Source organism: Leptospira perolatii, assembly GCF_002811875.1.
GTDB lineage: Bacteria > Spirochaetota > Leptospiria > Leptospirales > Leptospiraceae > Leptospira_B > Leptospira_B perolatii.
Map to the genome: position 1 here is coordinate 597,085 of NZ_NPDZ01000001.1, position 24,532 is coordinate 621,616.

Annotated in this window: 24 protein-coding genes; 14 read left to right on the forward strand and 10 right to left on the reverse strand. The window is 42.0% G+C overall.

Annotation, left to right across the window (positions count from 1 at the left end; translation table 11 throughout):
* Positions 1-16: 16 nt before the first annotated feature.
* Positions 17-1,084: a DUF1554 domain-containing protein gene (locus tag CH373_RS02835; RefSeq protein WP_100712436.1), complete on the reverse strand. Its 1,068-nt coding sequence runs from the start codon at positions 1,082-1,084 to the stop codon at positions 17-19.
* 240 nt (positions 1,085-1,324) lie between these two features.
* Between CH373_RS02835 and CH373_RS02840 the strand changes: the two genes are divergently transcribed.
* The 6 genes from CH373_RS02840 to kdsB are packed head-to-tail and all read left to right on the forward strand — an operon-like array spanning position 1,325 to position 5,580.
* Positions 1,325-2,428, forward strand: a complete 1,104-nt coding sequence (locus CH373_RS02840; protein ID WP_100712437.1) for a glycosyltransferase — start codon at positions 1,325-1,327, stop codon at positions 2,426-2,428.
* Positions 2,425-2,649, forward strand: a complete 225-nt coding sequence (locus CH373_RS02845; protein ID WP_100712438.1) for a flagellar FlbD family protein — start codon at positions 2,425-2,427, stop codon at positions 2,647-2,649. Before CH373_RS02840 ends, CH373_RS02845 begins: the two co-directional genes overlap by 4 nt.
* Positions 2,650-2,655: 6 nt before the next feature.
* A complete protein-coding gene (locus CH373_RS02850) occupies positions 2,656-3,438 on the forward strand; it encodes a motility protein A (RefSeq protein WP_100712439.1) in 783 nt (260 codons plus the stop codon).
* Positions 3,439-3,467: 29 nt separating this feature from the next.
* Positions 3,468-4,295 carry a flagellar motor protein MotB gene (gene motB / locus CH373_RS02855; RefSeq protein WP_100712440.1) on the forward strand — a complete coding sequence of 276 codons (828 nt, stop codon included), beginning with the start codon at positions 3,468-3,470 and terminating at the stop codon, positions 4,293-4,295.
* A gap of 20 nt (positions 4,296-4,315) precedes the next feature.
* Positions 4,316-4,840, forward strand: a complete 525-nt coding sequence (locus tag CH373_RS02860; RefSeq protein WP_100712441.1) for a flagellar basal body-associated FliL family protein — start codon at positions 4,316-4,318, stop codon at positions 4,838-4,840.
* Positions 4,840-5,580: a 3-deoxy-manno-octulosonate cytidylyltransferase gene (gene kdsB / locus CH373_RS02865; RefSeq protein ID WP_100712442.1), complete on the forward strand. Its 741-nt coding sequence runs from the start codon at positions 4,840-4,842 to the stop codon at positions 5,578-5,580. Before CH373_RS02860 ends, kdsB begins: the two co-directional genes overlap by 1 nt.
* Positions 5,581-5,677: 97 nt before the next feature.
* Here kdsB and CH373_RS02870 read toward each other — a convergent pair whose 3' ends face one another.
* Together CH373_RS02870 and CH373_RS02875 are read right to left on the reverse strand one after the other, a co-directional pair.
* Complete coding sequence (locus tag CH373_RS02870) at positions 5,678-6,574, reverse strand: hypothetical protein (RefSeq protein WP_100712443.1); 897 nt, start codon at positions 6,572-6,574, stop codon at positions 5,678-5,680.
* 453 nt (positions 6,575-7,027) lie between these two features.
* Positions 7,028-8,386 carry an MFS transporter gene (locus CH373_RS02875; RefSeq protein WP_243393220.1) on the reverse strand — a complete coding sequence of 453 codons (1,359 nt, stop codon included), beginning with the start codon at positions 8,384-8,386 and terminating at the stop codon, positions 7,028-7,030.
* A 742-nt stretch (positions 8,387-9,128) separates the two neighbouring features.
* Between CH373_RS02875 and CH373_RS02880 the strand changes: the two genes are divergently transcribed.
* On the forward strand, positions 9,129-10,730 hold the full coding sequence (locus CH373_RS02880) for a xylulokinase (protein ID WP_100712444.1): 1,602 nt from the start codon (positions 9,129-9,131) through the stop codon (positions 10,728-10,730).
* Between the two features lie 19 nt (positions 10,731-10,749).
* On the opposite strand, the gene CH373_RS02885 is transcribed toward CH373_RS02880, so the two are convergent.
* On the reverse strand, positions 10,750-11,616 hold the full coding sequence (locus CH373_RS02885) for a prohibitin family protein (RefSeq protein WP_100712587.1): 867 nt from the start codon (positions 11,614-11,616) through the stop codon (positions 10,750-10,752).
* A 178-nt stretch (positions 11,617-11,794) separates the two neighbouring features.
* Between CH373_RS02885 and CH373_RS02890 the strand changes: the two genes are divergently transcribed.
* Both CH373_RS02890 and CH373_RS02895 read left to right on the forward strand, forming a co-directional pair.
* Positions 11,795-12,130 (forward strand): hypothetical protein, encoded by a 336-nt coding sequence (locus tag CH373_RS02890; RefSeq protein ID WP_100712445.1) that lies wholly within the window; start codon positions 11,795-11,797, stop codon positions 12,128-12,130.
* A gap of 58 nt (positions 12,131-12,188) precedes the next feature.
* Positions 12,189-12,833: a DedA family protein gene (locus tag CH373_RS02895; protein ID WP_100712446.1), complete on the forward strand. Its 645-nt coding sequence runs from the start codon at positions 12,189-12,191 to the stop codon at positions 12,831-12,833.
* 14 nt (positions 12,834-12,847) lie between these two features.
* Here the strand turns inward: CH373_RS02895 and CH373_RS02900 are convergent, their stop codons facing one another.
* The 3 genes from CH373_RS02900 to CH373_RS02910 form a co-directional block, all read right to left on the reverse strand.
* Positions 12,848-13,738: a hypothetical protein gene (locus CH373_RS02900; RefSeq protein ID WP_100712588.1), complete on the reverse strand. Its 891-nt coding sequence runs from the start codon at positions 13,736-13,738 to the stop codon at positions 12,848-12,850.
* 88 nt (positions 13,739-13,826) lie between these two features.
* On the reverse strand, positions 13,827-14,645 hold the full coding sequence (locus CH373_RS02905; RefSeq protein ID WP_100712589.1) for a hypothetical protein: 819 nt from the start codon (positions 14,643-14,645) through the stop codon (positions 13,827-13,829).
* Positions 14,646-15,148: 503 nt separating this feature from the next.
* Positions 15,149-15,946, reverse strand: a complete 798-nt coding sequence (locus tag CH373_RS02910; RefSeq protein WP_100712590.1) for a hypothetical protein — start codon at positions 15,944-15,946, stop codon at positions 15,149-15,151.
* Between the two features lie 495 nt (positions 15,947-16,441).
* Between CH373_RS02910 and CH373_RS02915 the strand changes: the two genes are divergently transcribed.
* On the forward strand, positions 16,442-17,647 hold the full coding sequence (locus tag CH373_RS02915) for a hypothetical protein (RefSeq protein ID WP_100712591.1): 1,206 nt from the start codon (positions 16,442-16,444) through the stop codon (positions 17,645-17,647).
* 7 nt (positions 17,648-17,654) lie between these two features.
* On the opposite strand, the gene CH373_RS02920 is transcribed toward CH373_RS02915, so the two are convergent.
* A complete protein-coding gene (locus tag CH373_RS02920; protein ID WP_100712447.1) occupies positions 17,655-18,752 on the reverse strand; it encodes a PA0069 family radical SAM protein in 1,098 nt (365 codons plus the stop codon).
* A 135-nt stretch (positions 18,753-18,887) separates the two neighbouring features.
* Between CH373_RS02920 and CH373_RS02925 the strand changes: the two genes are divergently transcribed.
* Genes CH373_RS02925 through CH373_RS02935 form a run of 3 tightly spaced genes read left to right on the forward strand, consistent with a single transcriptional unit; the run spans position 18,888 to position 21,689 of the window.
* Entirely contained in the window at positions 18,888-19,175 is a 288-nt protein-coding gene (locus CH373_RS02925) for a metal-sensitive transcriptional regulator (protein ID WP_243393221.1), read from the forward strand.
* A gap of 8 nt (positions 19,176-19,183) precedes the next feature.
* Entirely contained in the window at positions 19,184-19,393 is a 210-nt protein-coding gene (locus tag CH373_RS02930) for a heavy-metal-associated domain-containing protein (RefSeq protein ID WP_100734056.1), read from the forward strand.
* Positions 19,394-19,406: 13 nt separating this feature from the next.
* Positions 19,407-21,689, forward strand: a complete 2,283-nt coding sequence (locus CH373_RS02935) for a heavy metal translocating P-type ATPase (protein WP_423789742.1) — start codon at positions 19,407-19,409, stop codon at positions 21,687-21,689.
* A gap of 10 nt (positions 21,690-21,699) precedes the next feature.
* On the opposite strand, the gene CH373_RS02940 is transcribed toward CH373_RS02935, so the two are convergent.
* Positions 21,700-22,344, reverse strand: a complete 645-nt coding sequence (locus CH373_RS02940) for a glutathione S-transferase family protein (RefSeq protein ID WP_100712450.1) — start codon at positions 22,342-22,344, stop codon at positions 21,700-21,702.
* A gap of 371 nt (positions 22,345-22,715) precedes the next feature.
* On the opposite strand from CH373_RS02940, the gene CH373_RS02945 reads away from it, so the two are divergent.
* Positions 22,716-23,771 carry a PAS domain S-box protein gene (locus CH373_RS02945; protein WP_100712451.1) on the forward strand — a complete coding sequence of 352 codons (1,056 nt, stop codon included), beginning with the start codon at positions 22,716-22,718 and terminating at the stop codon, positions 23,769-23,771.
* A 25-nt stretch (positions 23,772-23,796) separates the two neighbouring features.
* Here CH373_RS02945 and msrA read toward each other — a convergent pair whose 3' ends face one another.
* Positions 23,797-24,429 (reverse strand): peptide-methionine (S)-S-oxide reductase MsrA, encoded by a 633-nt coding sequence (msrA, locus tag CH373_RS02950; protein ID WP_100712452.1) that lies wholly within the window; start codon positions 24,427-24,429, stop codon positions 23,797-23,799.
* Between the last annotated feature and the right edge of the window lie 103 nt (positions 24,430-24,532).

Below are 24,532 nucleotides of genomic sequence, written 5' to 3' on the forward strand. Positions count from 1 at the left end.
ATACTTTTAGCTATAGTTATTTCACAAGCACGCAGGAAATTAGTGCGTGGCTTCCGCAACCTTTCGTGGCATAGTAGATGCCGGAGCTTGCCGGAGAATTCGCTAACCCGACGTTTCCGTTTTGAGGGGCTCCTCCTTGCGAGTCAAAACCGTACGTCCAGTCAATTCCAGGAGTAACGAAGGAACTACATTTAGACCCGGTGGTGTTCCAGGTGCTGGTCAATCCAGTCCACATATCTGTAGCAGTATAGTACATCGGTTTGAATGTAGTATTAAACGGAAATTTTCCCTGAGAATCCGTTCTATCGAAAATCAACTGCCACTCTAATAGGTTTTCTTCAAACTTGTAGTACTTTGTGTTCGGAAGAATTACCCATTCGTCTCCGCCAATTCCCCTTGTCACCGGAGCGCCGTTTTTCTGGTATCTTCCTACAAGGAAGGCTTTGTATTGTGTGTTCTGTCCCGGGAAGTGCGCAGGTTTCTCAGAAGCGCAGATTGCATCGGCTCCTGGGATTCCGCCTAGATTCCCGTCAAAACCTAATGCAAATGCCCCGTTCGGATTTTTTGCGATAAAAAGGCAGCGATCATTGTCTTGGACTATCAGCGCTACTTTTTCTACAGTATTCGTTTGGTGGAAGGAGAGAGTGAGTTCTGCGCTTGTATCTGCGCATCCTATATCTTCCGGAACTGTAATAGAAATTTCGGAAAAGTTAGTACCGACAGAAAAGGTTAATTCATTTTGGGAGAGTGTGACATTCGCAGAGTTTACGCTGATGCTCGCGGTTGCATCTAACGGAAATTCTGTGGACGATATGATCTTTACTAGAACTGAACCTCCTTCGCTAGGATTTCCTTGCACGGAGAAATTTTGATTCTGAGCTTGTTGTATAATGGAGGCTGTGCTATCCATAGCCAGGCCAAGTGCGCTCTTGCTCGAATCGATTTCGAGTGGCTTGGCCTCGTTACAATTCTGAATGATTCCAAAGATACACGCAAGAATCCAAATGCCAAACGTTTCAGAAAATTTTCTTCGTTTTTGTAAGTTGGGGATATCACTAAGAATAGATAGATTACTTCGTTTCACGTTCTGTTCTCCTAGACTGGTCCGATGCGAAATTCAAATCGGGGATAGGCGCAGGTTCTCAAAATTTCCGGGTTCTATAAGAATAACGGATGAATTAGGAAAAAGTTGCTCTTGGGGTAGATTGCTGATTCCCTGGAACAGGTGCGCTGTTCCTCCTGGTGCGAGTTCAAGCCTTAACACGACTTGCTTGTTCTGCAAAAATCGGGCAGTAGATTTATCCGGATTGCCGATTCTTTAAGTATGAAAGTTGCAGTCGTTCATGACTGGTTAAACGGAATGAGAGGCGGGGAAGTGGTTCTGAATTCCCTTCTAAAAGTATTTCCGGATGCCGACCTGTTTACTTTATTCTATTCTCCCGGAAAACTGAATTCTAGGATCGAAAATCGAAAGATCGTTACTGCTTTTACGAATCGATTGCCATTCCAATCCAAGTACAGATGGTACTTGCCGATTTTCCCCACAGCGATCGAGTCCTTGGATTTGAAGGGATACGATTTAGTAATTTCTTCTTCTCATTGTGTAGCAAAAGGAGTGATCCCTGAACCGGACGCGATTCATATCAGCTATATTCATTCTCCTATGAGATATGTATGGGACTTGTACTATGACTACTTTCCGAATAAGAAAGGATTCAAGTTCTTCGCATTTCAGACGGTTTCAAACTATCTCAGAATGTGGGATTCAACCTCCTCCAATCGAGTGGATCATTTTATTGCGAATTCCGCCTTTGTGGGTCGCAGGATCCAGAAGTTTTATAGAAGAAGCTCGGATGTAATTTATCCGCCCTGCCTTCCGAAAGGTTTTAAGGTGAAAAGAGAAGAAAAGCAGGATTTCGACCTGATTGTCTCTGCATTTGCTCCTTACAAACGAATCGATCTAGCAATTGAAGCGTATCGAAAGAACGGAAGGCAGCTTAAGATTTTGGGAAGCGGGCAGGAGTATAAATCCTTGTCTCAAAACCTTCCAAAAAATGTGGAGATTCTACCGCATAGGCCTCGCCAGGAAGTGGATGAGTACATGTCTAAAGCAAGAGTATTCATCTTTCCAGGTATGGAGGATTTCGGGATAGCTCCGGTGGAAGCTCAGGGTCATGGGACTCCTGTTCTGGCCTTCGGAAAGGGGGGTGCCTTGGAAACTGTCGTAGCGGGTAAGACGGGTCTATTTTTTTCAGAACAATCCGTGGAATCATTGAACCAGAACTTGCAGAAAATCCTGGAAATAGATTGGAAGGAAAAGGATTTTCAGCGCTCCGTGGATCGTTTTACAGAGGAAAAATTCATTATCCAAATCGAAAAGACGGTCGAGACTATAACCAAGAACCCGAAAGGTAGGAAGGGAACTTGATCACCCTGCATCGATTAAAGGGAACGGAATTTGTACTAAACGCTTCCCATATTGAATGTATCGAAGCCAACCCAGATACTACGATCACTCTATCGAATGATCGGAAGTATGTGGTTCGAGAAAGCGTACCCGAGGTCTTGGCTAAAATCGTAGAGTTTAAGAAAAGAGTACTTATGTTTCCAATTGGTTCCGACCCAGACCAATTTAAGAAGGTGGAGTAGGCGATTATGGATATAGCATCGTTAATCGGGTTAGGAACAGGATTCTTTCTCGTAGCATTCGGGATGGTGGTCGCGGGGTTGAACCCGATAGACATTATCGATATACCATCCGTTCTCATTACGTTCGGAGGGGCAACTGCAAGTACGATTACAGCGATGCCTTGGGAATCCACTTTGGCGATCGGTAAAGTTACCAGAAAAGCTTTTCAGGTGGAAAAGAACGATCTAGTAGAATTGATCAAAACATTGGTTTCTTTTTCTGAAAAAGCAAGGAGAGAAGGTCTCCTCGCTTTGGAGGATGATGTAAACGAATTGCCGGATGAGTTCCTGCGTAAAGGGATTACTCTGGTTGTGGATGGAACTGACCCAGAACTAGTTCGGAATATTATGGAAACCGAAATGGGGAATATCGCCCAAAGGCACGCACAAGGAAAAGCTTGGTGGGAAAACTGGGGATCTCTTGCGCCTGCATTCGGGATGATCGGAACTCTGATCGGTTTGGTACAGATGCTTAAAAACCTTGGTTCCGGGGACCCCACCGCGATCGGAACCGGGATGGCGGCCGCTTTGATTACCACACTGTATGGATCGCTTGGAGCAAACATCGTCGCGATTCCATTCATGAAAAAATTAATGCGCAGATCCGAAGACGAACTTCTCGTGAAGCAAATTATGATCGAAGGAACTTTATCCATACAATCCGGAGACAACCCGAGGATTGTAAAAGATAAGTTAGCTAGCTTCCTGCCTCCATCTGAACGCGGCGTACTGAAGGAAGAAAACGACTAACCCTGACTTCAGTGTAGGACAATAATACTATGGCGAACCAAAAATGTCCAGAATGCATACAGGCAATTCCAGAGTACATGTTGACTTATGGAGACATGGTGACTCTGCTGCTCTGCTTCTTCATCATGTTGTACAAAACCGGTAAAACGAATGCGATCGAAATGCAGATCATTCTGTCTGCATTCAAGACAACTACCGGTTTCTTTGACGGTGGCCAAACTCTTTCTAAAGGTAAGTTAGAAGAGATGGGGATGAATATTGAAAGTCTTCCATCTATGACCACCGGTAAAGCACTGTCTAAATCAAAGAAGACTGCTACGGAATTGTTTAAGCCAGAGATCGAAGCCGGAAAAGTCCGGGTTTCCGAAGACGAAAGAGGTCTGATTATCAGTCTGGTCGGTGCGGATTACTTTAATCCTGGATCTGCGATTCTGAATGAGCCAATTAAAGTAACGTTAAAGAAAGCCAGCGGCCTAATTAAGAGTTTAGAAAGGTTTATTCGAGTCGAAGGGCATTGCGATCAAGATTCGGTGATTCCGGGTGTAAGTCCAAGTAGAGAAGAAAGGGCATATTTAAATAACTGGGATCTTGCGGGAGCAAGAGCGATTAACGCAACGGATTATCTGATTGGAGTAGGCAAATTGGATCCGAGCTGGTTTCAGGCTGTAAGCTACGGCTCTTATCGTCCGATGGTTCTCGAGAATGCGGGGACTCCAGAAGCAAAAGCACTGAATCGTAGAATTGATATTGTTATTTTGACCGACAGGTCAACGAAGCGGGGTCCGCATGAATCGAATTACGGACTTCCAAAAAGCCGACTTCCAGGGTCGGAATCATCCAGCGAGACTGGATATTAAACGAAATCAAGGAGGGACTTATGGGTGATCCGGAAATAGATGAGGAAGAAGGGGCGGCCCCCGCGGGGGATGCCGGTGCTGCATCGTCCCCACTCATCAAATGGCTAATATACATCGCAGGAGCGGTGTTCGGAATCATTCTAGTCGTATTAGTTTCTATGTTTGTTTCTAGGCAAACTGCTACCAGTGCGTTTAGAGAGATGAAGAACGTAGCACTGGTAAAACCGCCTCCACCGCTAGTGACTTTTGCATTCTTAGACGAGTTTAGGATCAACACCGCAGACAAGGGAGAAGCTCATTTCGTGAAAATGAAACTTGCTTTCGGTGTAGGTAGAGATGATACCAAAATTACGAATGAACTTGCAGAACGGATCGCGCAAATGAGAGACCTTGTGAACTTGATCGTTGGTCGAAAGACAAAGGATGATCTGATCGATGTGGAAGACCAACTTGATCTAAGGGAAGAGATTAAGGCTCAGATCAACCATATTCTCTCAGAAGGTAAAATCCAGGAAGTCTACTTTACAGAGTTTATTGTAAACTAATGCCTGGTACAAAGATACTGGGCGTGATCCCTGCTCGTTTTGCGAGTACTCGATTTCCAGGTAAGCCTTTGACGATGATAGGTCATTACCCGATGATTGTCTGGACATATCAGAATTCTTTAAAGTCTTCTTTGCTAGATGACTTGGTTGTTGCTACTGATGACGAGAGAATCCTTAACGAAGTCATCAAACACGGTGGAAAAGCTGTGATGACTTCCTCGGAACATCCTTCGGGCACCGATCGAATTCGCGAGGCAGCCCTTGCTTTCAAGGATGCTTCTATCATTGTGAATATCCAAGGAGACGAACCTGGCATTGAAGCTGATCTGATCGATGGAGTTGCTAGGCTCAAAGCCGAACACAAAAATTGGGAAATGAGCACGGCCGCAGTTCGAATGAATTCTGCGGAAATTGGGGATCCGAATCGGGTTAAGGTTGTGATGGATCGTAACGGTAGAGCTCTCTATTTTTCTAGGTCGGCGATTCCTAGCCAATTCAAGAAAGATGTTCCCTGCTATCGACATCTCGGAATTTACGCTTACGATCGCGATTTTTTACTCGGTTATCCGGACTTACCGAACAGTCCATTGGAAGAATCCGAATCTTTGGAGCAACTAAGAGCTTTGGAGGCAGGATTTTCCATTGGAGTATATATCGCAGCGAGTGCTGCACTGAGCGTAGATGTTCCGAACGATCTAGAGCCGGTGATTGCGGAATTTCGAAAAAAAGGTCTGATCTAGTTCTCAGTAAGGGTTCCATTTGCGAATCCGATTCTTAAGATGAATAACCGCTTACCTATCTTCGCATTCAGCAATAGATGCACTGCATTGCGAAAAGTTACCAAACCGTATTGTGTAGCAGTATTTCTTTATTCGGTAATAGTTCCTGAATTCTTTTTCCATATATTTTGCGAAAAGCATCTAAGTTTACTTTATAGATTTTGTCATAGTAAAACATTCTTTCTTCGGAATTCATTTTACCATAAATTTCTCGATCTCTATACGCTGATCTAGGAACATAAAGTATTGCCGGCAAGTTTATGATGACAGTCCTTAGGCGAGAGCAGTGGTTCAATCCTTTGAGTCGCTCCAAGTCTTTTTCAATGTTAGTCCTGTATTTTTTCTTTAGCTCCTCTGACCATTCAGAAGGTTCAGACTTTAACGAAACGAGCTGCATATGAAATGTACTTAGATCCTGGATTTTCTTTAAGCACTGATCCTTCTTCAGGTTCTTAAGTTCATAATTATACTTTGCAAAGCCATTATTGGTATTCTCCGGCCCTATATAATTGGGAGTTTTATTTTTTGGAGAGCAGTCTGGGGTAAAACTGTATTTTTCATAATAGGTTGCGGTTCCAGAAAATATTTTCTGCAATTTTTCTCCGTAAATATTGTTAAACACATCCAACTCCTGAAGGAATACCGAACAGGCAGAATCTGTATTATTGGAACGTAATACAAGAATTCGAAGTGAAGTTGCGCATTCAGCTAATTTGTAAAAGTTAGCAATTTTTTCATTAATATCTAAAGTGCTTGTATTGGTGGACCACCCATCGATTGTTAATCCGGTAATTTGATTTATATTCTTTTCCGAACAAATGCCACCGAACTTGTCGCTTGATACAAAAATGTCAGTATACTCTAACAAAGATCTTTGTGCAGATTCGGAATGCAATAATGCAGTGAAACAATAAATTGCTATTAAAAAAGGCCAGGCCCTTTTGAATTTCATCATGCCTTTGTCCCCCTCATTATTTTTGCGAAGCTAGAATCTCTCAAATATGCGCCGGAGATTTGACCATTGAGCTCTCAGCCCATTCTTCTGCAAAAAAAGATTTCGAATCAGAGTTCGTGAGAGGTGAGTTACTAGGCAAGTTATTTCTTCTCGTCGAATGACTTGCGCGGGAAAGATTCGCTTCTACTTTTGTTCCTTGTGGGAAATCAATTAAGCTTTCTTTATGCGTATTCGTTCCGGTGCTGTTTGGATATTCAGTAAGAGTGGTGTGTGGCTTCCGGTTTTTGGTATGGGGGTTAGGCCCCGCCCTTCCTGGGCGGGGGCCGGTGTGGTGGAAGTACGCCACACCGCATAACTTAAACGCGATAAAAAATCAATCACTTTTTAAGCAAGTTTCCGTAGGAGCTCCTACGGAAACTGTCTAAAATCATAAAATGGGAATATTAATGAATTCTAATGCGATTCCGTTTTTGATGAACTTGGATTCATCATGGGGGATTCCTTGAGCATGAATGTCAAACCGACATTCAATATGGCAAGAATTAAGAAGATCTTCATGAACTCTAGCATACCAAATATATTCATCCCGACAATGAATGCGATTCCAGACACTTGACCGATTAACAAAAGTAGGCCTTGGGAAGAGGATTCAGGTGCAGGAGAGGTCACTTCTGCGCAATACTGGAATCCGACAGGTGCACCTACTCCGAGAAGAAAGAATCCGATTAGGAAAGAGCCTATTAGGAGAATATTAAAGTTATTTGAAAAAGTCAAAATTGCGATTCCAGGGATAAAACCGGCCATTGCCAGGATCATGAAAGGGTGTCTTTTTTGAATCTTATCCGAAAGAGGGGGCAAGATCACTCCACCCAAAATTCCCGAAATTAACATCACCCCGCCGACCAATCCTGATTGGTCAATATTTAATCCCTTTAACTCGCATATCTGGTCGATGCAAGTGCTAAGAGCATTAAATATTCCTAATCCTATGAAGAAAAGCAGAATCATTTTTTGCATGTCTTTCAGTTTCAGGATATGCCTTAATCCTTCAAGGACACTAATTCTTGCATCTTCACCGTGTGTGCTAGGAGAGGTAGGAGGTTTCTCTCTTACCAAAAGGAAGAATATAACTGCTCCTATGCTTGAGGCAATTCCGTAGGTCATAATCGCGCTAGGAATGTTCAAGCCAGAAGAAGTCTGGATCAAAATTGGGGTGCAAATCATCACGATAATAATTCCGACAAATTGTGCCAAAGTTCCGAGTGCTACTGCGGTAGCTCGTTCATTGATTGGAAACCAAAGAACGCTGACCTTAGTTGCGGCATTGATAATGAAGGGTTGTGCAACTGCCAATCCAAATTGACAAGCGATCATGATCGAATAGTCGCTTGCATAAGCACCTTTAATAAGTCCGATAATCCCAGTAAGTGCAGCCCCAAATCCGACTCCCTTGCGAATGCCGTAGGTATCGATTACATAAGAAGCCGGAATGGCCATCACTATAAATACGGCCAAGAACACCATTGAGAGAAGATCAATCTGAAACGCGCTGACGTTGTAGAATAGTTTCGCTTCTCTTGCTATCGGTGCGAAGGTGAGCCATTGTATACAAATAATTGCGGTAATAACAGCATATCCGAAAAGAACTGCCCATCGATATCCATAAACCTGGATGTTTGACTCTGTGTGTCCATTTGTGCCGTTTTGCACTGGGTACGATTTTATTAAGTTACCTTTTCTTTTTTGGCTCATATGTTTTTTATGACCAACGTTATTCGCAACCGAATCCTGAGCAGCTTTTTTAACAACCATGCGTTCCATTCTCTCTAAGGCACAGTGTGCCACGGTATCGATAGAAAAGGAACTTTTTTATTCAAAATCGATAAGAAAGATGTTTAGAAAGAGAATCGATGCTACTTAACAAAATATCTTTGATAATAGAATTTATGCTTAGTATAAGGGAAATATAAGTATTTAGTAATCTACTTTTTCCTTGGCTGCATTTTTATTTAAACAGTCGTTATTTCTTATAGCTTACTAAGATAAAAGTGAAACAAGCTTGCTTTTGTTCCTTCACTTTAGGGACGAAAGGAATTTTAGAGAAAATTAAAGTTCTTTGGGAATTTTCTGATTTTGCAATCTTAGGAATCGATTGAAAAATCAAATATCGAAATTTGCGATTATATCCAGGAAGAAAGCTGCGAGTGATTTGCTCGGTGCTTCGCGCAAATTCTATTTCAAATATATGAAACTAGGAGGCTGAGGAAGCAAAGGGTAATAATAAAGCTGAAAGCCATTAGATTTCGGAATCTATCCGATGTAGGACTTCCCACATCCGCACAGAAAGCCATTGACATTTGCCTGGAAATGCGCTATGCGAGCGCAGTGCTTTCCCACGATCCCACCCCCCACCCTAAAGAGGGTGGGGGAACCAACCTCCCCCCTTGAAAAAGGATTGCCTGGGTCGCGCCTCACATTTATCGTGAGTGAGCGCTCACTCATAGAGAGTGAAATCCAGTAGATGTGGCAAATTGCCCTTAGGGAGCTACAGAGAATGAGTTCGCCCGTGCATGTAATCGCGTATGATATAGGAACCACCGGAACAAAAACTTGTCTTTTTGAAATATCGGACCGGATTCGTTTGGTTTACGCGTCGCTTGCGGAATACGGACTTTTTTTGTTGGACCATGGTGGGGTGGAACAAAACCCGGAGGAGTGGTGGAATGCAATTAAATCCACCACTCAAAGCGTATTAAGAGAATCTAATGTATCTGCATCCTCTATCAAGGGAATATCGTTTTGCTCTCAAATGCAGGGATTAGTTCTAGTTGATAAAAATCTTAACCATATTCGACCCGCCATGAGTTACATGGATCAGAGAGCTAGAGGGGAAATGAAAAAGGGAATCGAGCATGGCCTGAAAATCGAAGGGCTAAACGCTAGAAAGCTATTAAAATCCCTTTATATTACTGGAGCTGTGGCCGCAAGCGTAAAGGATCCACTGTGGAAATACAAATGGGTCGAACGTAACGAACCGTCCAATTTTTCCAAAATTTATAAATGGTTGGATGTAAAGGAATATCTGATCGGAAGACTGACCGGTAGAGCTGTGATGACGGAAGACTCGGCGTTTGCGACTTTTCTGTTTGATTCTCGTCCTAAAAAAGGAAACTGGCACAAAGGCTTGTGCAAATCCTTTGGGGTGAAAATAGAACATTTACCTGAGATAGTATCTTCCACTGATCGAGTCGGAGGTATTACTGCTGCTGCGGCCAAGGAACTCGGTCTGGAGGAAGGCACAGCGGTTTTTGGTGGAGGGGGAGACGCCTCCCTAATTGGAATTGGTGCCGGAGCGGTCGAAGAAGGAGATACTCATATTTATGCAGGCACTTCCGGCTGGGTTTCAACAGTAACAAGAAAACGTAAAGTAGATATCTCTTCAAGAATTGCTTCTATTGTGGGAGCGAGACACGGCTACTATAATTATTTTGGCGAACAAGAAACTTCGGGAAAGTGTCTGCAATGGGTAAAAGATCACCTCGCCTTAGATGAGATCGATGTTTATCTTGAAAAGAAACATGTTACAGATGGACCTGAGGCGGTTCACGCTAGCCTATTTGAATTTATGTTCGATGCAATTAAGGATACTCCCGCTGGATCTAATGGCGTAATTTTCACTCCATGGTTACACGGAAGTAGATGTCCTTTTGAAGATCCTTTGGCACGAGGAATATTTTTTAATATAGGTTTGGGAACGGGAAAGCGTATGCTTATTCGTGCTGTAATAGAAGGGATAGTCTTCCAAAAAAAATGGATTCTTGAATTGGCCAATCGAAAAGTGAAAGCATCTTCTAAAATCCGATTCGTTGGTGGGGTTGCGAGATCCCCTTTGATTTGCCAAATACTAGCAGATGTAACCGGTCACGAAATTGAGACGATCGACCATCCTCAAAACGCCGGAGCAACTGGAGCTGCAGCCATCGCCGCATTAGGGTTAGGTGAAATAAAAAAATTCGAGCAGATTAAGGACTTAGTCCCTGTGAAAGATCGTTGGATACCAAATCCTCAGAATCGCAAAGTTTACGACAGGAATTACTCCGTTTTCAAAAAACTATATGCGGCAAATAAGGAGCATTTTGCCGCACTGAATAGCTGAGCTTTAGCTTTTGCGAAGTTTAGTGATGATCCTTTTTCACAGTTGAGGCGATTGGATGAGCTGAGCTTCCTGCGGTATCTGCAGGAGTGTTTACGATTACGGGTAAACCATCCCTACCTGAAGGAACTAACATCAGTTTCGTATTTGGATTCTCGAACGCTTTAAGCTGAATGTAAGATTTAGTCAGCTCTGAAGAAATGACTCTTTGAGCTTTGGCTTGTCCTTCGGCCTCGATTAATACTGCCTTGGCCTTTGCTTCAGCTTTGATGATCGTGATCTCTGCATCCCTTTTTGCAATATTGATCTCGAATTTCATCTGCTCCTGTTCCTGTTCCTTAGTCAGTTTACTTTCAATAGCTGCGAGAATAGGACGGCTGTACTCTATATCATCGATAATTACATCATCGATTTCAATATGTTTGCCTTTTAGTTTCTCCGCAAGAGAGGTTTTGATATCTTGCGATACCCTTGGAGTCTCTTTTGAAATTCTAATCATGCTATATAAAGATAATGCATTTCTTACTGAAGTTCTGAATTGAGGCCTGACAACTTTTTCGTAATAATCTGTGCCGATTTCTCTTTGAAGAAAGTATATTTCTGACGGCATCGGACGAAGTATTACAGCGGCAGAAACATCTATCGTCAGATCGTCTCTAGTCAATACATCTACCTTCTCTTTGTAAGAAATCCACTGTAGATTATAAACGTATATATCGTTCCAAGGTGCGTACCCGAACAATGCATTTGTAAGTACTTCCTTTTGTAGCCCGTCGGAAAACGGATACCATCTTAAACCGGCTTCACCCGGTTTTATGCTAGTAAAGCAGTTTACTGATAGGATATTGACAACAATAACGAAGCAATAAAGAAGGACTCGACGAAACATGGACCTGATTTGAAGGAAATTGTGGCTGTTAGTCATATGGAGCTCCTCGGGATAAGTCCCCTTGAAAATTGGACCAATAGAAACTTTAAATTGATCCTTATAACATTGTTTCGAGAGAGAATACAATAGAAAAAGGTTGATTTGCTCCATGGACACTACTTATTCAGGAAGTAGCGGTATGTCTAATCCAAGCTTAGAGCAGGTACCTTCGATTCGCACGAGATATAGCGCTGTTGTATCATCCGTTTTGTCCGATAAGAATATTTCTAAATCTAAGATTTTGTTAAAAGAAATCCGATTACTTATTTCGGGTCGCAAGGTGATTAGCAAGCAATTGTTTTATTACTCTCGAGGATTTCAAAAGCTTGCGTTATCCAAGGGAGATGAAGTGGAGTTTAACGCTCGGATCAAACCGGATAAGCGTGGGTTGTCTTCCGAAGGGTACAGATTGAATTATCCTACAAAGATATTTAGAAAAGATTACGAATCAGAAAGTCTATTCTCGAAATCCTAATCTACTAAGACGTTTGACATCCTTGTTGAGAACCCAAATCTGACCCAGGAGGCCCGATTTGGAAGCCATTACTTTTGTTTTAGATTTCTTTTTACATTTAGAAACTCACTTGGATGGGATGATCCAGTCATATGGCGCTTGGACTTATTTAATACTCTTTCTGATCATATTTTGCGAAACTGGGCTGGTTGTGACTCCTTTCTTACCTGGCGATAGTCTCTTGTTTGCAGTGGGAGCTTTTGCATCAAGAGGATCTCTCGACTTAACGACGGTGATAGTATTGCTCGTGATTGCTGCAATCTTAGGAGATGCAGTAAACTACTTCATAGGAAATGTCGCAGGAGAACAGATTTTAGCGAAGGAAAAAATCCGCTTTTTGAACAAACAACATTTGGAAAAAGCGCATCGATTTTATGAAACTTACGGTGGTAAGACGATCATTATTGCTAGATTCATTCCGATCATTCGTACCTTCGCTCCTTTTGTTGCAGGGATCGGAACGATGACTTATGCTAAGTTCGCTCTGTATAATGTTCTCGGCGCGCTTTTTTGGATTCTTATTTTTACGATAGGTGGATTTCAGTTTGGCAATCTACCTTTTGTGCAAAGAAATTTTAAGTTGGTAATCTTGGCGATTATCGTCTTGTCCGTGATGCCAGCGGTGATTGAGTTTATTAAAGAGAAACGAAAAGGTAGAATTTAAATCTCAAAATAAAGCTAGGGATTCGAACAATCTCGAATCCTTCCGACATCGCTTATCATCGGTACTTTTTCAAACTTCTTGAAAAGGGGGGGCTCGATTTTTCTATCAAAGGAAGTATCTCCCCCGGAACCTGCAGGACTAATTCCTACAGGGCCGAAATTTGTCGGCGGAAAAAAACAAAGGGGAAATTCGGAAGCTTTACTCAAAGAATGAAAATCATTTTCTGCTTTGGAAACTTTGTCTTCCATTCTTAAATAGAGAGTTTTTGAATTAACTGACCATCTGATTCTATAATTCGGTACTTCCTTCCAGGAATTTAAACTTATGGAGGTAAGCGTCTTTCTGTCCTTAACATTCCAAAAAACTAATCTAGGAGAAAGTATTTCTAGACTCGGATCAACTTTTCCTAAAATTAATGCAGCTAATTCTGCATCAGGCGCCGGAACAAATTGTAAAACTGTTTCACCAGCAAGTAAAATCGAACTTAGATCCTGGTCGATGGAGAGTTCAGGAGACCATATAGCGGGGAAGCGAGATTTTCCAGCATATTCGTCATTTTTACCCTGTATCCAGAATAGCAAAGAGCTTGCGGAATGAAAATATACTGAGCCAGGCAGTGTCCAGGATGAGACTTCCTTAGTAAAAATTGGAGGTGAGCCGTCGCCCTTTGCTTTGTCGTTTATTAAATAAATACGAAACTTTGTACCATAATTTCGCTTATGAGTCGTTCCTGTTAAAGGATTCCAAGCATCTCTTTCTTCGTAGATTACTTCGGTTTGAACCACATGATTTCCGTTTTCAGACCAGCCTCGTTCGATTGCTAGGCTAGCAGGTCTCCACTGGAGATACGAGCAATTAATAAGAATGAAATTTAGGAATAAAAGATAGTAGGATTTGGAATTCATAAGGTATTTGAAACTTACCTTGGAGTGAAACTCGCTGCGAAACATTTAGATTTTCTAATGAAGCGCAGCGAGTCTTTTGGCTAGAATTTTATCTCCAGCCCTCGTTTTTCAATTCACTGTGGTTCAAGTATAGTCCAGAAACTGGAACGGATGGAGCTCTTGTATGACCTTGAAACTGGGTATAAGTAACGTTCGAATTGAACGGCCAAATACCCTCGCTCTGAGTCAAAGAAGTTTGGCATTTATCCAAACCGCCTGCTTTGTTGTACGCGCAGGAAGAATGGAATGCCACAGCATAATCATCCTCTCCAGGTAGAATTGCGGATGCACCGAACATTCCTTTGTAACCTGGAACTTGATATACCGTAACACCAGCGGTATTGTTATGGTTGTATGCGCCACGAGCTGTGCTTACAATTAGGCTTTTATCCATTGCACTTCCACCAAAACCAAACGTAATACCGTTTAGTGCGGAAGCAAGTTCCGACCCACCGGAAGCTGAAGCTAAAGCAGTCACTTTAGTCAGATGAAAACCATTATTGGAAGCACTGGATCCTAAATTAGCGAACCAATACTCGATTGCGTAACAACCTGCGCTATGACATACGATCTTGCAGGTATTTGTACCTTTGCAATATGCAGTCAAACCGCTTGTGATGTTGGTCTGTGCTCTGGCCGTGCCGTAAGTTCTAGGGTCAGAAGTTCCATCGTATCCGATGAATATCTTAGCACCAGAAACAGAATTTGGTGCAGAGCCCCAGTAGTTATTCACGTCAGTAGTTCCCACGCCGTTGTGGTTGCTGTCAGACTTTCCATGGATGAAGACAGTATATGTCTCAGCCGATAGAGAGCCGGCAAATACCAGCGCGAAAACCCATCCCAATATCATACTCTTTGCTTTTTTCATTTTCACTATTCTCCGATCTTTGGAGCAAATCCCTAGCCGAGCGCTTGGAATCTGCTCGCCTACTATTTTGACGGAGCCGGAGTTCTGAGTCAAGCGAATGGGTTCTTTTTTCGCATAACAATTAGGATAATATGATTTTCGATGCTTTTGTGTTATGCGAAGCATCCTTTATTAATATCAATTGTTATGAAATAGTATTTTTCTCAGATTCGGATAACGTTTTTCGTTAAACACACTCTAAAACTATAATAAACCAAATTTGTATCGGGATGAAATAGCTTTAAACTGGTTTGGTTTGAAGAAAAACTAGAGCGAATGGATTATTCGTCACTTCTGAAAAATTGTGAACGATTGTTTACTTGCGTCTTCTTAAAGTTTTTTGTGAGAGAAAGGTTACAAAAACGCCGCCCAAAATTTTTTTTCCGGACGGCATTTTTGAAAATAGTTTAGAAAAACAGAATGTATTTTTCTAAACCGGGACGAACAGAGTGTCGGTTATCTCCTTATCTCCATCCTTCTCCTTTTAACTCGGTGTGATTTAAATACAACCCGCTTGTGCTGACCGATGGTGCTCTAGTGTGTCCTTGGAATTGTGTGTAGGTCACATTATAATTGAAAGGCCAAATTCCTTCACTTTGAGTCACCGACGACTGGCATACATTCAATCCCCCTGCTTGGTTGTATGCGCAAGAAGAGTGATATGCGACTGCAAAGTCATCTTCTCCTGGTAGAATCGCGGATGCACCGAAAAGACCTTTTGACCCAGGTACTTGGTAGATAGTCACGCCAGAACCGTTGTTATGGTTGTAAGCTCCTCTAGCAGTTGATACGATCAAGCTTTGGTCCATTGCAGATCCGCCGAATCCAAAGGTGACAGCATTCAATGCAGACGCTAATTCGGATCCTCCGGAGGCCGATGCCAAGGCGGTTACCTTAGTCAAATTATAACCTCTAGAAGCAACTGTTCCGCCCAAGTTTGCAAACCAATATTCGATCGCATAACAACCAGCGCTGTGACAAGCGATCTTGCAAGAGTTTGCTCCTGTGCAATAAGTCGTTAATCCGCTTGTAATGTTGGTCTGTGCTCTTTCTGGTCCGTAATTTCTTGGATCAGAAGTTCCATCATACCCGATAAATATTTTAGCGCCAGATACGGAATCCGGAGCGCTACCCCAGTAGTTGTTTACATCTTGGGTTCCGATACCGCTATGATTCAGATCGGATTTACCGTGTATAAAGATAGTGTATGTTTGTGCAGATAATGAACCTGCCAAAAACATTACAACCACCCAGCCCATCATAATTGGTTTCCAAAGATTCTTCTTCACTTGTTTTTCTCCGTACCCGGAAGCAATGTTCTTTTTTCAGGAACGATTCCGCGTAACGGTGTTCAATAACTCATTAAAAAAAATAGTCAATCGAAAGTGCTGTTTTATCGCATAACATACGATATGAAACGAATTTGGATAAAAATGGCAATAATAAGTTGAATTGATACATTGATGGAATTGTGAAATAAATTGATTACTAAGGTAATGTATATTAGAAAAACATACTAAACTAAAGGTCGTAGAAAATTAAAATTATACCATTCGGATTAGGACTCTTGATTTGAAAAAATAAATCTCTTGGTGTAGTTGGGGAGCAGTCCTACTGGAGAAATACTGAGAAAAAAATCGAATTTTTTTTCTAAATCTATATCCGGGATTCAGTTAGGTGAGGGAAATTTCACTTGTTCTCCTTGCGATTCTTTGAAAAAAGGTAGCCGATTTGTTAGTACGCGGGTTGGTAAAATCGTGAAAGAGAGAAAACTTTGGATCTACGCAGGAATCTTTTTAGCTGTTCTTTTAATATCTTTTTTGTTATACGACGAAGCCGAAGACCAAGGATGGTTTTTATCCGAAAAGGAGAAAAGGGAAAAAGGAGAGTTCATGGCAAAGGGTTATCCGCCTGGAGGAGTCGGATTTGACACCGAAGACGGAAATTATCTGGAAAGCATAGACAAGACGATTACGCCAGAGATCATACTTAAAGATTATATGGAATGGGCTGAATATCCTCCCAACTCCAGGCCTTTAACAAAGTATAACCCCGATTTATTGCAGCCGGATTTTATTGGGATGGTTGCAATTCCGATGGTGGATCGACCCGAGGATAAAACGCCAAATGGGTACTCTTGCAAACTACAACCTTTGCACTGGGCCGCGATAGGTACAAGAGATCCGATTTATATAACCTTAGAATGTTTTGATACAAAGATGCAGCGTGCCAACTTGGATGTCCGTTCCGTAAAGTTCTGGCGTGAGTTTGACGGTCAAAAGTTCGGCTCGGTCTTACCGGATTATAATGATAAGGGAATCGACGGAGATGTGAAATCGAGCGACAACCTGTATACCTTTAGTTGGAGACCTAGTCCTAAGGACTGGGGTGATATGTATCTAGAAGCCGAGTTCGTGTATGGAAAGGAAAAGAAAGAGGGAAAACTTTTGACTTCCTTTTTTTCTTCGCCGAATCAACCCGCGGAGTGGAGCGGTTACTTTTCGGATTCTCCGAGCGATGGTTCCTTAGTAATAAAAGCTGGATTAAATATTTTTAAAGCAGGCAATTATCATCTCGAGGCAAACCTCGTTCATCCGGGATCCGGTAGCCCGATAGCTTGGGCGTCATTTGACGGAAAGCTACAGGGCGGACGGCAAGAAGTGGAATTTCTATTTTTTGGAAAACTACTCAAGGATGCAGGCTTTGACGGACCTTATTCCATACAGCAATTAAGAGGACACAGAGTGAATCTGCCTATCGATCCGGAATGGTTTAAACAAGGTGAAGCCGGGATGAAGAAGATATTAGCTGCAAAATCGACCGAACCTGATAAAGAATTGATCGCTCCTTTCAAGGATTCTTATGCCACTAGAACTTACGATCTGAATACTTTTTCGTCAAAGGCTTGGCAGTCTCCCGAAAAAGAACAGAAAATTCAGTCTTTAAGGGAACTTCCTCAGTGAATTGATATTAGTCGAATAAGCCCGGAAGTATTTCTTCTTTTGAATACTTGCGAATCTGATATTCTTCCGGGACCTTAAACAAGTCTGTTCTCAAAGGATGCCTATTGTTTAATCCTAATCTTTGGATTGCTGCTCGGAATCTATTCTGAAGCAGGTCCGAGTAATTACCTGAGCCTATCATTCTCTTGCCGAAAGCGGAGTCATAGAGCTTTCCTCCACGGGCCTCAGAAATCACTTTTAGAATTTTATCTTTCTTTAATGGATAATGTGTATCAAGCCAATCTACGAATAGAGGAGCTACTTCGTGAGGTAGCCTCAGTAAGACCATTCCTGCGGAGGCTGCCCCAGATTCTTTAGCTTTGGAAAGAATCGATTCCATTTCAAAATCGTTCAGAAAGGGAATTGCTGGAGCAAACATTACTCCAACCGGAATTTTTGATTGGGAAAGTTTTTCTAAAGTCTCAATTCTTTTGGCCGGAGCTGGGGTTCTCGGTTCCAATTTTGACCAGAGTTCGTTGTTTAAAGTCGTGATCGATACGAATACTTTCACTAAATCTAATTTAGCCATCTCGGCTAGAATATCGATGTCCCTCTGAATTAAGGAGGATTTTGTCACTATTCCTACCGGATGTTTGAACTTTAATAGAGTTTCCAGAACCTGTCTTGTGTTTTGGTGGATTCTCTCTCCTGGCTGATATGGATCGGTCGCCGCACCTAGACTAATTGCACGAATGGGAGCTTTAAGTTTTTTTAAATCCTCTACGAGTAGATTCTTAATATTCTTTTTTACAAAAATTTTAGATTCAAAATCCAATCCCGGAGAAAGATCCACGTAAGCATGGTTCGGACGAGCGTAGCAATAAATGCAGCCGTGCTCACAGCCTCGGTACGGATTGATTGATGTGGAAAAAGGGAGATCGGGAGATTGGTTGCTCGTTAAAATTGTTTTTGCGGATTCAAAGAAAAACTGGGTTGTTACCTTGTGTGGTAAGATTCCGTCGGTCTCGTCCTCGGTCCAGGATTCTCTTTTTGTTTTTTCGAACCTACCTTCTATTTTGGAATCTGTTCCTCTTCTGGATCGACCTGTTCCTGGATTCTCGCTCATAAAGTTAACCTTACTTAGGATTTTGAACTGTTACTAAACAAAAGTAAAGCATAAAAATGAGTAGTTATTTAGGCTTTTTTATTAAGCGAACTTATTTGGTTTTTCGAGGTCTATAGGATAGGGGGGTATTCTATAGTGGCTGCTCGCAAAAAAATCCAGAATGATCCAAAAATAAAAGAGGATCTGGAAAACCGGCTAAAAAGAATCGAAGGACAGATTCGAGGAGTTTCTGCAATGGTTACTCGGGACGAATACTGCGACGATATTCTGAATCAGATTTCTTCCGTACAGGCAGCGCTCAATGGAGTGAGCAAACTTCTGTTTGCACATCATTTGAGGACTTGTGTAGCTGATAAAATTCGCAAAAACGACGAGTCTATTTTTTTAGAACTCGATTCCACCCTGAACAAGATGGTTAGGTAAATAGAATTATGAAAACAAAATATTCCATAAATGGTATGAGCTGCGGTCATTGTGTCAAAACGATTGATGCGCTGTTAAAACAAGAAGGAATTTCGGGAGCGGCGAATTTGGAAGGAAAATTCGTAGAACTTGAATCGATCGACGATGTTTCCAGATTGGATAAATTGAAGGATCTCCTAAAAGAAGAGGGATACGAATTGGGAGGACCGATCGGTTGAAATCTGCATGGAAATGATTAAGCCAACTGAATCAAGTAATACGCAAGATTCTACTGTTACCTTGGATCTCTACGGAATGACTTGCGCGAACTGTGCGCTCAGAATCGAAAAAGGATTAAATAAATTGAATGGAGTGGAGGATGCCAGGGTGAATTTTGCGATGGAGACTGCCTACGTAAAATTTAATACTGAGCTTCAAACTAAGGACCTGATTGAGAAGGTGAAATCCTTAGGATATAATGCTTCAGAGCACCTCAGTTCGAGCACTCCAAAAGTAATTGAGGAGCACGTTAAAGAAAAAAACAGACTACGATTCCGGTTTATTTCCTCGGCGATTTTGGCCTTTCCTCTTTTTTACACGATGGCTTCGCACTTTTCCATTTTATCTTTTCTTCCGGTTCCGGAGTATCTAATGCACCCTTGGGTACAGTTTCTGTTTGCTGCTCCCGTGCAATTTTGGATCGGATTTCCTTTTTACAAGGGTGCATTTAGAGCATTGAAGAATGGATCAGCTAACATGGATGTGTTGGTCGCGCTAGGCACGAGCGCTGCGTTTGGCTATAGCTTCGTTTACAGTCTGACTCTTGGCTTGTCTTTGGAGGATCCTTGGTTTTTAAACCAGAGTCAATCGCATCAAGGACATGGAATGTATCCCTCTTTGTATTACGAAACCTCTGCAGTGCTTTTGGCTTTTCTTCTAGCAGGAAAATGGATGGAGGCAATTGCCCGGGGAAAAAGTTCTCAGGCGATCCAGGCACTTTTGGGATTAAGACCTGACACAGTTCGTATAAAAAAAGATTCAGAATGGATAGAAGTACCTTTGGAGTTTTTGAAAGAAGGTGACTTGATTCAAATTCGCCCTGGCGAACGGATCCCGACGGACGGAATTGTCTTAGACGGTTCGAGTTCAGTCGATGAATCTATGTTAACCGGTGAGAGCCTGCCTGTGCAGAAAGTTTCTTCTAGTAAACTATTCGGTGGAACGATGAATGGAAAAGGTGGACTGATCGAAAGGGCGGACAAGGTCGGTCAAGATACGGTGCTTTCCTCTATTATTAAAACGGTAGAGGAGGCGCAAGCGAGCAGGGCCCCATTGCAAAGAATCGCAGATAAGATTTCGGCTATATTTGTACCTTCAGTAGTTGTCATTGCGGTGCTGGATTTTCTGATTTGGAGTTTTTTTATAGATTTCGGTAATTTGTCGGGTGCACTGGAAAAATCAATTGCTGTTCTCGTGATCGCTTGTCCTTGTGCTCTAGGCCTAGCGACACCTGTATCCCTGTTAGTCGGAACTGGAAAAGGGGCTACCATGGGGATTCTATTCAGAAATGCGGAATCTCTCGAGACGGTATCCTCTCTTGAGGTGCTCGCCTTCGATAAGACTGGGACTCTGACTGAAGGTAAGCCCCGACTGACCGCAATTTCCGTACAAGGTGACGAAGAGAATAATTTTTTGAGAAAGGTAGCTTCTGTTGAATCTTCCTCCGAACATCCGTTAGGTGCCGCGATCGTCGCAGAAGCCTTGGCGAAAAGTCTAGTTATAGGAACTCCTACAAAGGTAGTTTCGGAACCCGGAGGTGGGATCCGTGCCAATTTGGAAGAAGATTCGATCGTAATCGGTAAAAAGGAATTTTTGGAAGCGCAAGGCGTTTCTATTCCTAAGAATTTGGCAGATATTGTGAATCAATGGGAGCTCTCTGCAAAAACGGTAGTTTGGGCAGCAATCGAAGGTGGAAAGAAAGCACTCGGAATTTTAGCATTGGAAGATTCTCTAAAATCTTCTTCGATTCGAGCGGTTCAAAAATTGAGAGAACTTGGATTGGAACTAGTTTTGTTAACCGGAGATCATCTAAAGACAGCCGAAGCTGTCGCCGCAGAAACAGGTATACAGAAAATCGAAGCTTCTCTGAATCCAAACGGCAAGGCGGCAATTATCCAAGCGATGCAAATAGGCGGCAAGAAGGTTGGGATGGCGGGAGATGGAATGAACGATGCACCAGCGCTCGCAGTTGCTCAGGTGGGATTTGCAATGGGTAACGGGACAGATATTGCGATGGAGAGTGCCGGAGTGGTTCTTGTTAAGGGAGATCTATTGCGCATTTGGGACTCGATCAGATTGAGCAGAGCAACTGTCAGGAATATTAGACAAAATTTATTTTGGGCCTTGGCTTACAATGCTATCGGAATTCCGATCGCTGCCCTGGGCTATTTGGCTCCTTGGTTGGCAGGAGCCGCAATGGCTTTGAGTTCAGTTTCGGTTGTCACGAATGCGCTAAGGTTAAGAAATTTCCGATAAACAAATTCTTTCAGTTAGATTTGGCTCGATCCATCTCTTCCACTGCGAGTTTGCTCCACTCTTGGTAAGAAGGAAGGGATTGGATCGTGCTCATGTATTTTTTTCCTATTTCAGAAGAAATTGGAATATTATAAGAAGTGAATCTAGAAACGATCGGCGCATAAAAAGCGTCGGCTACACAGAATTCTTTTCCAAACAGGAATGGTCCTCCGAATTCTTTTATACATTCTTCCCAAATTTCCACTATTCGGTGAACGTCCTTTTCTACGGCTTCCGATACAGGAGGATTAAATCTTCCGGTAAAGTTAAAAATGCAGTTCTGTCTCAAGCTAAGGAATCCAGAATGCATTTCTGCAGTAATAGACCTGGCTTTTGCCCTTGCCACGCTGTCCTGGGGCCAGAGGTGTTTTTCTGGAAAGGCTTCAGCAACGTATTCAGCAATACTGAGACTATCCCAAACACTTATAACTCCATCAATCAGTACCGGAACCTTGCCTGCCCTAGAATACCTTTGAATTTCTTTCGGAAAGGATTCATGTTGAACCGTAAGAATGGTTTCTGAAAAAGGAATCCCAAACTGCTTAAGCAGTATCCAAGGTCTTAGAGACCAGGAAGAATAGTTCTTAGTACCTAACACTAATTTGAATTCGGACATGCCTACGTAAATTTGCGATTGGATTCGGTATGGCAAGCGGTTCTTTATGTGTATTTTAATAATCCACACCGTCTAAAGTGCTTTTTCATGGGCGAAAAGATATCGCACATGCTTTGATTTATTTTTTGGATTGAATGCAATGTGTTCAATTCTTTTAGGAATTCAAACGAACTTAATATACTTTTGACATACTTACCTGTGACCCAAAGCCATACTTATTAAAGGAACCAAACGATTCTCTCTGATTCTGAACACTTCACTTAACGGATAATGATTTCAACGTACTTAAGTGTTGGATTTTATCTAAATTTTTTGTCGGACTATTAATAACAGCCTTTTGGTAGCAAGAGGCTTTGCAGAGGATTCGGTATTTGGAAGATATACAGGAGCAAGCGCTTCAGCACAAGGACATACCGGACATTCTCCTCATCTGTGATTCACAGGGAGAGATTTATTATATTAGTGATAAGGGTAAATTGTCACTAGGTCTGCCTCAGGGTGTTCAGATAAATGATAAATCTTTCTACGAGTTGTTCTCCGGTTTAAATAAAGATAATTTTGACAAGGACATACTTCCAAGCGCGGTTAGCAACGGCGAATGGAGAGGGGAAATCCAAGTAAAAAAGAAGAACGGAGAAGAAGTTTCAGCCTTATTGATTCTTCGCCCCATGTCTGATTCTAATCAGAAATTTCTTTTCTTTATTTTCTTAAAGCCTTCAGGGGTTCCGAAAGAATACGATAAGAACCAAATCTTTTATAACGTGTTTAGAAATTCGGAAAATGCGATGTTCATTACAGACACCGACGGTAAGATCATAGCAGCAAATCGCGAATTCGAGTCGATCTCGGGCTTGCAAGAAAGGGAACTTCTAGGCAAGACTCCGAAAATTTTCGAGTCAGGTAATATCTCCAAAGAATTTTATTCTCTCTTTCTGGATAGAATGTTCCAAGGAAAAGAATATAAAGGGTTGTTCCAGAATGGAAATCACAATGGGAAAGTTGTGGAATGGGAGCAAGTTATACAACCTATAAAAGATTCTTCCGGGAAAGTTACGAATTTCTTAAGCATGGTTCTAAACCGTAATTCTCAAGAGGAACTCCACAAAAAAGATCTGAATGGTCATTCGTTAGGTAACGATTTGCTCAGTCACTCTTCGGGTGATAAAGACAGAGATGAAATTGTAAAAGTAATCCGTTCAAGAACCAAGTTGACTAGAAAGGAAACCGAAATCTGTGCTTCTATCGCGATAGGCACTGATAAAGTCAAAATTAGTGAAGAACTCGGAATTCATTCAGGAACGATGAAAAATCACCTTAAGTCGATTTATCGCAAGACAATCGATAGGGAAAGAGAAATCCCCGGACCAGAAAGGGATAAACTCCAAAGACTCACGATTTATCTTTTCCGGTTGTTAAGAGAAGAGTAGGGAATACCGGTCTTTAGTTTTCTTCTTAAGGACCTTTTCCCCAGGTCTTTTCAATGAAATCTTCTCTGCCGGATCCTTTGCGGTATGCTTTATAGTGGTCCGGATTTTTTAAATAGTAGTTCTGATGGTATTCCTCGGCGGGATAAAAATTTTCTGCGGGCAATATTTCCGTTACGATCGGTTTGGAAAATTTTCCAGAAGAGATTAATTTCTTTTTAGAAGCTTCAGCGAGTTTTCTCTGAGATTCACCTTTGTAAAAAATCGCAGTACGGTACTGTCTTCCTCGATCCGCAAATTGCCCCCCATCGTCGGTCGGATCTATCTGTTTCCAAAATACTTCTAACAACTTTTCGTAGGAAATCATCTTTGGATTGTAGGTCACCTGGATCGACTCTCTGTGGGAGGTCCTTCCGTAGCTAACGTCTTCATAAGTAGGATTCTTTTCCTTTCCGCCAGAATACCCGGAGATGACTGATTGGACTCCTGGTAGTTTTTCGAAGGGAGGTTCCATGCACCAAAAGCAGCCGCCGGCAAAAATTGCTGTTTCGGTTTTGACGTTATCTTTCGCAAAACTACCGTTAGTTGCTATTGCAACCAAAAATAAATAGATCAATAATGTGGAACTTTTAAGCAGCTTTCGATTCAACGGAAATTCCATCCAATTCACCTCCAAAAAAAGTTTTTTGTCCTGGCAATTTTACTAGTCGTAAATTTTCTGATTCTTACATCATAATTGTTCGTTCGATTTTTGGAGCGGTTAC